At 70.1% G+C, this 12,655-nt stretch carries 8 protein-coding genes; all 8 read right to left on the bottom strand.

All coding sequences use genetic code 11. From position 1 onward, the window contains the following. Positions 1-44: 44 nt before the first annotated feature. Positions 45-461: a PIN domain-containing protein gene (locus tag LXM88_RS13460; protein WP_027787436.1), complete on the bottom strand. Its 417-nt coding sequence runs from the start codon at positions 459-461 to the stop codon at positions 45-47. Next, positions 458-721, bottom strand: a complete 264-nt coding sequence (gene vapB, locus LXM88_RS13455) for a type II toxin-antitoxin system VapB family antitoxin (protein ID WP_262542796.1) — start codon at positions 719-721, stop codon at positions 458-460. The genes LXM88_RS13460 and vapB overlap by 4 nt, the downstream gene beginning before the upstream one ends. A 250-nt stretch (positions 722-971) precedes the next feature. Further along, positions 972-1,988: a GNAT family N-acetyltransferase gene (locus LXM88_RS13450; RefSeq protein WP_262542794.1), complete on the bottom strand. Its 1,017-nt coding sequence runs from the start codon at positions 1,986-1,988 to the stop codon at positions 972-974. Further along, positions 1,988-2,827 (bottom strand): formyltransferase family protein, encoded by an 840-nt coding sequence (locus tag LXM88_RS13445; RefSeq protein ID WP_262542792.1) that lies wholly within the window; start codon positions 2,825-2,827, stop codon positions 1,988-1,990. Before LXM88_RS13445 ends, LXM88_RS13450 begins: the two co-directional genes overlap by 1 nt. Before the next feature lie 83 nt (positions 2,828-2,910). Then, positions 2,911-5,172 carry a TonB-dependent siderophore receptor gene (locus LXM88_RS13440; RefSeq protein WP_262542791.1) on the bottom strand — a complete coding sequence of 754 codons (2,262 nt, stop codon included), beginning with the start codon at positions 5,170-5,172 and terminating at the stop codon, positions 2,911-2,913. A 46-nt stretch (positions 5,173-5,218) separates the two neighbouring features. Next, positions 5,219-6,583, bottom strand: coding sequence for a lysine N(6)-hydroxylase/L-ornithine N(5)-oxygenase family protein (locus LXM88_RS13435; protein WP_262542790.1), 1,365 nt, complete (start codon positions 6,581-6,583; stop codon positions 5,219-5,221). 32 nt (positions 6,584-6,615) lie between these two features. After that, on the bottom strand, positions 6,616-7,650 hold the full coding sequence (locus LXM88_RS13430; RefSeq protein ID WP_262542789.1) for a GNAT family N-acetyltransferase: 1,035 nt from the start codon (positions 7,648-7,650) through the stop codon (positions 6,616-6,618). Then, a complete protein-coding gene (locus tag LXM88_RS13425) occupies positions 7,640-12,646 on the bottom strand; it encodes a non-ribosomal peptide synthetase (protein ID WP_262542788.1) in 5,007 nt (1,668 codons plus the stop codon). The genes LXM88_RS13430 and LXM88_RS13425 overlap by 11 nt, the downstream gene beginning before the upstream one ends. Positions 12,647-12,655 lie beyond the last annotated feature (9 nt).

Below are 12,655 nucleotides of genomic sequence, written 5' to 3'. Positions count from 1 at the left end.
CCGCTGCGGAGCAGCAACGTCATCGCGCTTTTGCCGCACTGCGCTCAGGCCGCCCAATCCTCGAGCGACAACCCGGCGACACGGCCGAATTCCCGCCCGTTGTTCGTGACGAGCACCGCGCCGGCCGCGATCGCATGCCCTGCGATCGACGCATCGTTCGCGCCGATCGGCGTGCCGCGCGCAGCGAGATCCGCGCGAATCGCCGCCGTTGCATCGACGGCCGCCGTATCCCACGACAGCACGCCATCCAGCCGCGACACAAAGGCCGTTACGAGTTCCGCATGCTTCGGCGACGCCTTCCTGCCGACTGCGCCGAACCGCATCTCGGCATAGGTAATCGCCGACACGACGATCCGGTGCTGCGCGTTCACGCACGACTGCAGCCGCGACAGCACCACCGGCGGCCGCTCGCGCATGATGAACGAACAAATGTTCGTATCAAGCATGTAGAGCGTGGTCACCGGCCGGACTCCGTCGGCTCGCCGGCATCGCCGGACAGATCGAAACGGCCGGACTCGATGATGGCCGGACGCTCGGCGAGGAAATCGGCGTCGGCCAGCGGTTCGTTCGCGAACGACAGCCACGTGGGGCGTACGGGACGCAGCAGCAGCGTGTCGCCCTCACGGCGGATCTCGAGTTCCGTCACGCCCTCGAACTCCATGTCCTTCGGGATGCGGATTGCCTGGTTACGGGCGTTCTTGAAAATGGAAACGGTGCGCATGAGCCACTCCATGGGAGTACGATGCGCCCATTCTAGGCATATGGCGGCATATGTCAATTTAAGGACGCGCGAATCGGATGTCGCGCCCCACGCTGTCACGGATGTTTTTGTCATGCTTCCGGCCTGTCGTCGATGAGGAGAGCGATCCATTCTTCACGACGCGGGCCGCGCGGTCCATATCCCGAACGGCCGATGCCCGCACGAAGCACGGCCGCGCGCAACGTCGTCCCGACGCTGCGCACCCGTCCCGTCACGGCAACCGGAAAGTGTCGAAGAATGTGTCGCGCTCGATCACCGTGAGCGCCGCACGCTTGTGCGGGAAGTCGAATTCCTTCAGCGTATGGAACCCGAGCCGGTGCATGTACGCGATGTGCCGCACGTGATCGACGCGCGGCTCGCCGACGAGCCGCTGCGTGCGCGGTTCGTCGACGAACATGTAGTGCAGCACCCCGCTCCACCACGCATGCAGCTTGCCCGCGCTCTGGAAGCGCGAGTCGCCGATCAGCAGGTGCAGCCCGCGATCGTAGTCGTGCGCATCGTAGAACGGCGCGAGGCGGTCCTCCTTCGCCCAGTAGAACTCGAAATAGCCGAACGGCGTATCGTCGAAATAGCCGATCATCGGGTGCATGTGCGGATCGGCGAGCCGCTCGGCGAGATACGCCGCATGCTCGTCGCGCGTGCCGCGCTGGTCCCAGAACTGCGCGACGCGATCGAGGTTCATCCAGCCGCTGAACAAGTCCGCGTGCGCGTCGATATCGACGGTGCGCAGGCTGAACGTCATCCCGACCTGCGGCATGGTGCGCGCATAGATCTCGCCGGCCGGCGACGGCGGCCGCACCGGGTGCCGGTGACCGTTCGTGATCGCGTAGCGCAGCGGCATCCCGCCCGATGCGGGCGCCTTCAGCCACGGCCGCGGGTTCTGCCAGAACGTCGTGCGCGACACGTTCAGGCGCAGCGTGTCGCCGGCGACCTGCGCACCGTCGATGACGCCCTCGCGCACCGCGCGTGCGACGTACGACTCGACGGCCGCTGCGCCGGCGCCGCCGAGTGGCACCGAGATCGTTGCCGCGTCGTGCCGCGTGTCCGTGTTGAACAGCTCGACGAACGCCGCGAGCAGCACGTCCGGCGAATCGTCGGGCCGCCATGCGTCGAGCGTGCGCTCGGCAACCGGTGCGGCCTGCCCGTGCGCGGCGCCGTCCAGTGCGGCCGCCACCTCGCCTTCGATGGCATCCGCGGCGCCGGCCGGTTTCGTCAGCGTGTCTTCCATCACAGTGCTCCCGCGTCGTGGCGGTCGGCGAGCACGTGAAGCCCTCGCTCGAGCGCCGGAAACAGGCTGCGCTGGAAGTTGTTCCAGCGCAGTTCGAGAATCGTGTCGTCCGGCGCGATCGGCGTGTCGAGCACGTCGCAGATCACCTCGCCGGAATCGATGCCGTTGTCGACGTAGTGGAACGACGCGCCCGTCATCGTCACGGGTTCGACCGACGACGTCGCGCCGCTCGCCCAGTCGACCCGTTCGCCGCGCGCGCCGTGCAGCGCGTCGAGCGTCGCCCACGCACCGCGCCGCTGGTACGGCGAAGCGTCGGCCGTGATGCCCGGGTGGATGTTCGCGATGCGCCGGTGAAAGCGCGCACCGGGCCGGACGAGTTCGTCGAGGATCACGAGCAGCCCGTCGAGCACGACGACCTCCGCGTCGAGTTCGAGCAGGCGCTCGAGCAGGCGGCGCTCGAACGCCTGTTTGGCCGCAGCGCGCTCGCTCGCGTCGCGCGGCAGCCGCCGGTACGTCGACGGAATCGAGCAGAACAGTTCGTCGACCGGCCGGCCCTGCACCGTCAACCCTTCCGGCAGGATCCACGGCCGGCCCGGCGTGCGCGCGAAGCCGTAGTCGGCCACCTTCGCGCGGTCGGCCGGCGAACCGTCGTCGTCGTCGACGATCACGCCCTTGAGCGTGTAGCGCTCGCCGAGCGGCGAGTCGTTCAGGCGCTCGACGAGGAATTCGAGCGGCGCCTTCATGTAGCGCGTGCCGCCCTGATAAGCGACCGGCTGGCCGGCGCGATCGGCCGCGCCGTTGCGCAGCGACTGGATGTAGACGAGATTTTTCTTCGGCATGGATGCGTCGTGGAAAAAGCGGACGAAGGCGCCGCGGCCAATCCGCGCCGGCCACGAAGGTCGGCAGGCCGCGGCGCGCGACGTCACCAGTTGTATTTCGCGGTCGCGATCACCGTGCGGTCGGTGCCGAACACGCAGACGTTGGCCGACTGGCAACCGCTGATGTAGTGGCGGTTGGCCAGGTTCGTCCCGTTCACGGCGAAGCGCCAGTTACGCGTGTCGTAATGCACGCCCGCGTCGAACACCGTGACGCTCGACACCGTCAGCGAGTTGTCGGCCGCACCGGCCGACGCGCTCTGGTAGCGAATGCCGCCGCCGAGGCCGAAGCCCGCGAGCGGCCCCGTGTGCCACGTCCAGTCGGTCCACAGCGACGCCATCTGGCGCGGACGCGGAATATCGACCGGCCAGTTGTTCAGCGATGCGTCGTTCGCCTTCACGTTCTTCACGTCCTGGTAGACATACGACGCGATCAGCGACAGGTTCCGCGTGAGCTTGCCGGTCGCGCTCAGCTCGATCCCGCGCGAACGCACTTCACCGGTCTGCACCGACTTCGTGCCGGTAGGGTCCTGACTCGGCAGCGCCGACGTGAGCACATTGGTCTGGTTGATCTGGTAGATCGCCGCGTTCAGCATCAGGTTCTTGCCGGGCGGCTGCCAGCGCAGGCCGGCCTCGATCTGCTTGCCGCGCGTCGGCTGCGGCAGCCCGCCGCCGACCAGGTTCACGCCGATCAGCGGATTGAACGACGTCGCGTAGCTGACGTACGGCGACAGCCCGTAGTCGCCCTGGTACGTGAGGCCGACGCGGCCGGTGAACGCCGTGACGTCCGCCTTCGTCGACGTGCCGGCCGCGCGGTCGTCCATCCGCATGTTGGCCCAGTCCTCGCGGCCGCCGAGCGTCAGCGTCCAGCGGTTCCACTTGATCTGGTCCTGCGCGTACAGGCCGAACGTGTTCAGCGTCGTGTACGTGTTGGTGCGGAACGTCGAAGCCGGATCGAACACCGCCGTCGTGACCGGCAGGTAGACCGGGTTGTAGAGGTTCAGCGGCGGCGCGGCGGCGAGCCATTCGCTGTCGGTCGCGGTCTGGCGGTTGTACTGGAAGCCGAGCAGCAGCGTGTGCTGGAGCGGGCCCGTCGCGAAACGGCCTTCCACGTTGTTGTCGATGTCGAAGCGGCTGTAGTTCATCTGGAACACGCCGGCCCAGCGCGACACGTCGGTCGTGCTGCCTTCGACGAAGCCGTTGCCGAACACCGAGCCGTTGTCGAGCGACAGGTGCATCAGGCGCACGTTCTGCCGGAACGTCCACGCCGACGTCAGGTTCTGCTCGAACTGGTAACCGACCGACCACTGCTTCTTGCGGTAGTAGTTGAAGTTCGGGTCGCCTTCGTACACGTCCTTGTTGATCTGCCCGTTCGGGTTCGGCAGCACCGTGCCCTGCGCCGGCAGGAAGTTCGACGAGATGTCGCCCCAGTCCTGCAGGTACGTCGCGGACAGCGTCAGCGACGTATCCGCGTTCGGGCGCCAGCGGAACGACGGCGCGAGCGCGACGCGCTGGTCGTTGTTCGGGCCCGTCAGCGCATTGCCGTCGCGCGCGACGCCGACGAACCGGTACGCGTACTTGCCGTCGGCATCGAGCTTGTCGCCGACGTCGATCATGAACTGCTTGCGCGCATAGTTGCCGATCTGCACCCCGGCTTCGCGCACGCGCTCGCCGTCGGCGAGCTTGGTCTGCACGTCGATGATCGCGCCGGGGTCGCCCGCGCCGTACAGCACCGACGTCGGCCCGCGCAGCACGTTGATGCTGTCGATCATGTATGGATCGACGCGCCAGCTCGCGAGGTTGATCGTGTTCGGCACCTGCAGCCCGTTCACGTAGGCGGTCGGCGTGAAGCCGCGCAGCGCCGCGTACCAGTCCGAACGGTTATCCGAACCGTACGTCGAGAAGCCCGGCACGTAGCGCAGCGCCGCGTTTACGTCGGTCGCGCCGGTCATCTCGATCTGTTGCGCGGTGACGACGTTGATCGTCTGCGGGATCTCGTTGAGCGGCGTGTCGGTCTTCGTGCCGGTCCTGCTGCGCTTCGCGACGAGCCCGACCGTGCCGTCGCCTTCCGAGGCCGCGTTGACGGTGATCGCCGGCAGCGTGCCGCTCTGCGCGCCGTTCGTCGTGCCATTTTTCGCACCGGTCGACGCACTCGCCGACGCGCCGCTCTGCGCACTGCTGGCCGACGCCGCGGCGCCTGCGTTCACGGCCGGCGCCGTCTGGGCATAAGCTTGCCCCGCCGCCGCACCGAACGCCACGCTCGCCGCGGCTGCGATCGCACGCAAACGCGTGCCTGTTGCCCACTCCATCTTTCTCTGCTCCACTTATTTCATGCGGTCTCCGACCGCGCCTTTGTCAAAGAGCGAAAGCCATCCGGCCCGCGCTCACCCCGTTTTCTTGTCTTGCCCGGGCCGCACCTTCATCATGGGCGGGTGCGATCCCGTCTTCGAGCGACGCGCAGATCTCGTCCGCGCGGCGCGCCAGTACCGACAGCAGCGTGTCGGACAATCCGTGGCTGTCTTCGCAGCAGCCTTGCAGGTAGATGCGCGGCGCGAAGTGCTCGGGCGTCGCGAGCAGGTAGTCGCGCGTCACGTCGCCGCGCGTGAGCGCGTCGCCCAGGTACGGCGCGAGCCCTTCGAGCAGCGCCGAATGCGTGTCGCGGCGATAGCCGGTCGCGAGCACGAGCGCGTCGAAGCGCTCGACGCGCGTATCGCCGCTCATCCGGTCGCGCAGCGTCAGCTCGATGCGGCCGTCGCCGGTGCGCACCGCGGCCTCGATCGCGCTGTTCGCGAGCAGCGCATGACGCGGCGTGCCGTCGATGCGCTGCAGGTACAGCATTTCGTAGATCTGCTCGATCAGCGGCCGGTCGACCACCGCGTAGTTCGTGTCGCGATAGCGTTCGAGCAGCGCGCGGCGCGCGTCGTGCGGCTGCGCATAGACGACATCGGTGAACTCGGGGCTGAAGATCTCGTTGACGAACGGGCTGTCGTCGGCCGGCTTCAGCGCACCGGCACGCATCACGAGGCTCGCGTCGACGTGCGGGAAGCGGCGTGCGAGGTCGATGAACACCTCGGCCGCGCTCTGCCCCGCGCCGATCACCGCGACGCGGCGGCGCTCGCCGTCCGGCGACGCGACGAGCCGGTCGATGTCGGCCAGATACGTCGACGAATGGATCACGCGGTCACGGCCGAGCGCGGCGAACGCGTCCGGAATCGCCGGCGTGCCGCCGACGCCGACCGACAGCGCACGCGTGACGCGCAGGCGCTCGTGGCCCGCGGCGTCGCGCGACAGCACGCGCAGCGCATCGATTCGCGCGCCGTCGCCGTGCACGGGCTCGATCGCCAGCACGGTCTCGCTGTAATGAACGCGATCGTCGAACGCATCGGCGACCCAGCTCAGGTAGTCGTGAAATTCGACGCGGGTCGGATAGAAGTTCTTCAGGTTGACGAATTCGTTCAGCCGGCCGCGTTCGAACAGGTAGTTGATGAACGTGTAGCGGCTTTTCGGATCGCGCATCGTGACGAGATCCTTCAGAAACGAGATCTGCATCCGGCAATCGTCGAGCAGCATCCCGCGATGCCAGCCGAATTCCGGCTGGCGCTCGACGAAGCAATGGGCGAACGTGCGTGCGCCGCTGCGCTCCGCGAGGCGAATGGCCAGCGCCAGATTCGACGGCCCGAAGCCGACGCCGATCAGGTCGAATACGGTTTCTCTCTGCATGTCTCAGGTCCCTTGTTGGTGATTCCGGCCCGTCAGACGTGACGGCCGGAGAAGAACGTCTCGCGCAGCGTGCGCATCCATAGCGGCTGCGCGTCGGCCAGCGCGAGACGGCGCTGCCGCGCGAAGCCATGCCGCGCGAGATGGTCGGCAACCCGCGCGTGGCCGGCCGGAACGGCACAGCCGACCGCTTCGGTGCGCGGGTCGTCGAGAAACAGGTAATGAACGACGGACGGCAGCCAGCCAGCGACGCAATGCGGGCCGCGCCAGCGCGGCTCGCCGACCAGCATCCGCAGCCCGCGGTCGTAGTCGCGCGCCGCGACGTGCGGCGCGAGCGCGTCTTCCTTCAGCCAGACCGCCTCGAAGTACGCGAACGGCTCGCCGTCGAAACAGCCGACGAGCGGCGTCACGTGCGGATCGGCGTCGGGTGCGGCACCTTGCGTGCCGTCCGCGCCGGGCTGCGCGCCCGGCCAGCCGTCGCGCACGCGCGGCTCGTCGAACCAGCGCGCGAGCCGCGCGGCGTCTTCCGCCGGCTGCCAGCCGCGCAGCGTGAAGCGCACGCCGAGCGCCGGCAGGTCGCGCGCGTAGACGTCGCCGCGCGGCGCCGGCGGCCGGCGCGGGTGACGCCGGCCGTCGGTGAGCATCGGCAGCGTCGCGCACCGCAGGTGCGTGCCGACGAGCCACAGATCGGCCTGCTGCGCCCAGCCGTCGCGCATGCAGCGGCCGCCGTCGGCGAGCACGCCGCTCGCGCGCAGCGCATCGAGCGCGACCGCCGGCCACGCGGCCGGGTCGAGCCGGATCGCCGCATGGTGCGCGCCGTCCGAAAACGCCGCGGACAGCGCGGCCAGCAGCGCGCGCCGCTGGTCGGCCGGCGCCGCGCGATGGTTGTACGCGACGAGGCGCAGCGTGCCGTCGTCGGCAAGTTGCGCGCGCAGCATCTGCGCGCCGATGCCGTCGCCCTGCGCGACGCGGATCTGCGAACCGTCGCGCGCGGCGAACAGGCCGTCCGCGAACGCGAGGCGGCACGTATCGGGCATCGTGAATCCGTCCGGACGCACTTCAGCCAGCATGGCGTTCCTCCTGTCCTGTTTCCGCGCGCGCATCGAGCCGCGCGCCGAGTGCCGCGAGCGTCGGCGACGCGAACACGTCGGCGACCGTCAGCGCATGACCGGCACGGCCGGCCGCGTCGACGAAACGCACGACGTCGAACGACGTCGCGCCGGCTTCGAACAGATCCGCACCGGGCTCGGGCGCGGCCGTCGCGAATGTGTCCGACCACAGCGCCGCGAGCGCGCCAGCCGCGTGCGACGGTGCGTCGGCCGATGCTTCCCGGCTCGCTTGCGCGCTGCAAGCCGCCTGTGTGGCCGCATGCCTGTCGGGCGCACCGAGCGCCGCTTCCGACACGCCGGCAAAGCGCGCGACTTCGTCGTGATAGACATCGACGACCGCATCGACGAAGCCGCGGTCGAGCAGTTCGTCCGCATACGAGAACGCAGCGCTCACGCGGCCATCCGGATGCTCGACGACGTCCAGCTCAAGCGTGAACACGACGCGATGGCGCACGTCGTCGAATGCCGCCAGCGACAGGCCGGCCCAGTCGCGTGCAGCCGCGCCCGTCGGGCGCAGGTAGTTGAACATCACCTGGAACAGCGGATTGGCCCGCGCGATACGCGGCGCGCGCAGCGCCGCGACGACGTCGGCGAACGGCACGTCGGCATGCGCATACGCGGCGAGCGCCGTGTCGCGCACCTGTGCAAGCACGTCCGCGCGGCGCGCGGCCGGGTCGATCCGCGTACGCACGACGACCGAATTGATGAACAGGCCGAGCGCATCGCGTGCCGCATCGCCCGTCAGCTCGCGTGTCGACGCGAGCACGCCGACCGGCTGGTCGGCCGCGCCCGTCGCGCGGAACAACGCCGTGTTGAGCGCCGCGTGCAGCAGCATCGGCAGCGTCGCGTGCGCGGCCGACGCCGCGTCGCGCGCGGCGCGGATCAGCGACGCGTCGAATTCGAACGCGATGCGTGCCGCACGCCATTGCGGCACGGCCGGCGCGTCCGCGCGCTGCGGCAGCACGCGCGACGGCAGATCGGCCAGCGCGTCACGCCAGTACGCGACGCGGGCCGGATGGCACGGCGCGGGCAGTACGAGCGGTACGGCCGGTTGGACGACCAGTTGGGCGGCCGGTTGGACGGCCTCTTCTGCCGGCACGGCGTCGCCGCGGACGCGAGCGACATAGCGCGCACGAACCGCGTCGAGCCACAGCTCGATCGATTCGCCATCCGACACGATGTGATGGATCGTCACCGACAACACATGGTCGTCCGTGCCGAGCCGCAGCACGCGTGCGCGCCACAGCGGCGCATCGGCGGCAAGGTCGAAGGGCGCGAGCGCATCGTCGTCGGTCAGCGCCGACGCGCGGGCAAGCGCATCAGGCTGCGCCGACAGGTCGACGACCGGCAGCGCGACCGGCTCCGCCGCGTCGATCCGCTGGCCCGGCAGCGCGCCGTCGCGAGCGACGAGCCGCGCACGCAGCGCCGGATGCACGGCTGCCGCATCGGAGAACGCGGCGCGCAGCGCATCGATGTCGAGCGGGCCACGCACGCGCAGCGCGACCGGAATGTTGTACGCGGCGCTGTCCGGCTGCGCGCGCCACAGGAACCACAGGCCGAGCTGCGCGGGCGACAGCGGCCACACGCCGTTTGCGTCGGGTTTGGCAACTGCGACGCCCGGCGCAGTTGCGTAGGCATGCGCGGCGCGCGGCGCGTCGGCCACCTGCAGCGCGTATTGCGCGAGCACCGGCGCCTCGAACAGCGCGCGCACCGGCACGTCGCGGCCGAGCCGTTCGGCCACGCGCGTCGCGACACGCACGGCGGCGAGCGAATGGCCGCCGAGATCGAAGAAGTGATCGCCTCGGCCAACGCGTTCGAGATTGAGTACGTCGCACCAGATCGCCGCGAGCGCGGCTTCATCGCCGTCGTGCGGCGCTTCGTACGCGCGTTCGACCCGCACGGGCGCCGGCAGCCGCGCGCGGTCGACCTTGCTGTTCGCGTTGCGCGGCAGCGCGTCGAGCACGATCAGTTGCGCGGGCACCATGTAGTCGGGCAGCGTGCGACGCAGGTGCGCGTCGAGCGTCGCGGCTTCGACGGACTGCGCGGCCGCCTGTGCGTCGGCGGTCAGTTCGACATACGCGACGAGCTGTGCAAGCGCGCCCTGCCCGTGCACGACCGCGCACGCTTCGCGCACCGCGTCGTGCGCGGCAAGCTGCGCCTCGATTTCGCCGAGTTCGATGCGCAGCCCGCGCAGCTTCACCTGGTGATCGACGCGGCCGATGAAGTCGAACACGCCGTCCGCGCGGCGCCGCACCAGATCGCCCGTGCGGTACAGCCGCGCGCCCGGCGCGCCGTACGGATCGGGCACGAAGCGCTCGGCCGTCAGCGCCGGACGGTCGAGATAACCGCGTGCGACGCCGATCCCCTCGCCGCCCAGGTACAGCTCGCCGATCACGCCGACCGGCAGCGGATGCAGCCGCTCGTCGAGCACGTGCGCGGTGCGTGCGCCGACCAGCGTGCCGATCGGCAGATACGCGGCGTCGCCGAGCTTCGCGAGATCGTCGCCGGGCCGGAACATCCACAGCGTCGGCGTAATGACCGTCTCGGTCGGGCCGTAGCCGTTGACCACGCGCACGTTCGGCAGCGCGCGGCGCAGCATCGTGAACGCCTCGCGCGACGTCGCTTCGCCGCCGACGGTCAGCGAACGCAGCGTCGGCGGTGCGCCGTGCGCGAGCGCCCATTCGGCGAGCTGCGCGGCGCAGCCGGGCGGCACGTAGGTCATCGTCACGCCGTCGCGGACCATCATCGCGCAGGTCTGCGCGGGCGGCCACAGCACGTCGGCCGTCACCGACACGGCGGCGCCCGACATGTATTGCGAAAACCAGCCTTCGTGCGCGCCGTCGAAGTTGACCGACTGGAACAGCAGGAACACGTCCTGCTCGCCGGCGCCGTAGCGCTCGGCGATCGCCGCGCAATGCAGCGCGAACGACGCATGGTCGACGATCACGCCCTTCGGCTTGCCGGTCGAGCCCGACGTGTAGATCGCGTAGGCCGCATGACCGGGCAGCACGTCCGGCAGCGCGACGTCCGCGGCTGCGTCGAGTGCATCGATTTCATCGGCGCGCCACACGCGCAGTTCCGGCAGCTCGGGCAACGACGCGGCGCTTGCGCCGTCGGTCAGCACGTGCGCAATGTTGGCGTCGCCGACGATCTGCGCGAGCCGTTCGCGCGGATGGGCCGGATCGAGCGGCACGAACGCGGCGCCGGACTTCAGCACCGCGATCAGCGCGACGAGCAGGTCGACCGAGCGTTGCAGCGCGACGCCGACGCGCATCTCGGGCCGCACGCCGGCTGCAACGAGATGACGTGCGAGGCGTGCCGCGCGCGCGTCGACTTCACCGCGCGTCAGCGCACGATCGATATCGGCGACGCCGCGTGCATCGGGCCGCGCGTGCGCATGCGCGGCGATGCGCGCGTGCACGGGCACGAACGGCTCGGCTTCGGTCGCGCCCGCCGGCGCGTTCCATGCAAAGAGCTGTGCCCGCTCGTCGGCGGGCAGCCAGTCGAGATCGCCGACCGGCATGTCGGGGCGCGCGAGCGCATCGGCGAGCAGCGTGACGAAACGCGCGGCCAGCCGCGCGATCGCGTCTACATCGAACAGGTCGAGCGCGTAGATGAACGCGGCGTCGAACGTACCGTCGGGCGTCGCCTCGACGGAAAGCGTGAGATCGAATTTGGCGGATGGCGTGCCGGACGGCAGCAACGCGGCCGCTGCCGCGCCGAGCGCCGGCAGCGCGCGGCGCTCGCCGTACGCGGCCATCACCTGGAACAGCGGATGGTGGCTCGCGCTGCGCGGCACGCCGAGCGCATCGACCACCTGCTCGAACGGCACGTCCTGATGCATCTGCGCGTCGACGAGCGCGCGCTGCGTGCGCGCGACCAGCGACGAGAAATCGCCGTGCGCGGGCACGTCGACATCGATCGCAAGCGTGTTGACGAAGAAGCCGATCAGGCCGGCGACTTCCGCGCGTTCGCGGTTCGCGGCCGGCACGCCGACGCAGATCCGCGCATCGCCGGTCGCGCGCGCAAGCAGCGCATCGAGCGCGGCGAGCAACACCGCAAACGGCGTCGCGCCCGTTGCGGCCGCGAACGCACGCAGTTGCGCGCCGATGCGCGCATCGAGCGAAAACACATGGCGCGCACCGCGCGCACTGCGGCGCGCCGGTCGTGCGGCCGCACCCGGCAGCGTCAGCACGCCGCGCTGCGGATCGAGCCGTTCGCGCCAGAACGCGAGCTGGCGGTCGCGTTCGCCGGCGTCGAGCCAGCGACGCTGCCACAGCGCGTAGTCCGCATACTGGATCGGCAGCGGCGCGAGCGGCACCGGCTTGTCGGACGCATACGCGCGGTAGAACGCCGCGAGTTCTTCGAGCATCACGCCGGACGACCAGCCGTCCGACACGATGTGGTGCACGGTCAGCGCGAGCCAGTGATGCGTCGCGTCGAAACGGACCAGGTGCGCACGCACGAGCGGCGCCGCGCCGAGCTCGAACGGTTCGGCTTCGTCGGCCGTCGCGACGGCCTCCGCGCGCGCGGCGCGTTGCGCGTCCGGCAACGCTTCGAGATCGGTTTCGCGCCACGGGCAGCGCAACGGCGCATGGATCGTTTGCGCGACACCGTCCTGCGCCTCGTCGAAGGTCGTACGCAGCGCTTCGTGGCGCGCGATCAGCGCGTCGCACGCGAGACGCAGCGCATGCGCGTCGAGCGGGCCCGTCAGCGCAAGACGCTCGGTGATGTGATACGCGTCGGGCGCATCGATCAGGCGTGCATGCAGCCACAGCCGCGTCTGCGCGAACGACGCCGGCACACGGTCGCTGCGCGGCGTGCGCGGCGGGATCGGCAGCACGCGAAAGTCGATGCCGGCCGCGCCGAGCTTGTCGATGAAGACCGCGCGCTGCGCGTCGGGCAGTTGCGCGAAACGCGTCGCGAGCGCGAGCCAGTCGGGTTGAACCTTCGTCATCCGTCGTCC

The organism is Burkholderia sp. S-53 (genome assembly GCF_025560745.1).
Taxonomy (GTDB): Bacteria; Pseudomonadota; Gammaproteobacteria; order Burkholderiales; family Burkholderiaceae; genus Burkholderia; species Burkholderia pyrrocinia.
The sequence above is the reverse complement of the archived record's forward strand: the minus strand, read 5'-3'. Positions and strand labels throughout refer to the sequence as shown.

What these genes read in the sequence shown, in the direction of transcription:
- LXM88_RS13435 (WP_262542790.1), bottom strand. Translation starts at nt 6,583, where the DNA reads ATGCAGAGAGAAACCGTATTCGACCTGATCGGCGTCGGCTTCGGGCCG.
- vapB (WP_262542796.1), bottom strand. Translation starts at nt 721, where the DNA reads ATGCGCACCGTTTCCATTTTCAAGAACGCCCGTAACCAGGCAATCCGC.
- LXM88_RS13425 (WP_262542788.1), bottom strand. Translation starts at nt 12,646, where the DNA reads ATGACGAAGGTTCAACCCGACTGGCTCGCGCTCGCGACGCGTTTCGCG.
- LXM88_RS13430 (WP_262542789.1), bottom strand. Translation starts at nt 7,650, where the DNA reads ATGCTGGCTGAAGTGCGTCCGGACGGATTCACGATGCCCGATACGTGC.
- LXM88_RS13440 (WP_262542791.1), bottom strand. Translation starts at nt 5,172, where the DNA reads ATGGAGTGGGCAACAGGCACGCGTTTGCGTGCGATCGCAGCCGCGGCG.
- LXM88_RS13450 (WP_262542794.1), bottom strand. Translation starts at nt 1,988, where the DNA reads ATGGAAGACACGCTGACGAAACCGGCCGGCGCCGCGGATGCCATCGAA.
- LXM88_RS13445 (WP_262542792.1), bottom strand. Translation starts at nt 2,827, where the DNA reads ATGCCGAAGAAAAATCTCGTCTACATCCAGTCGCTGCGCAACGGCGCG.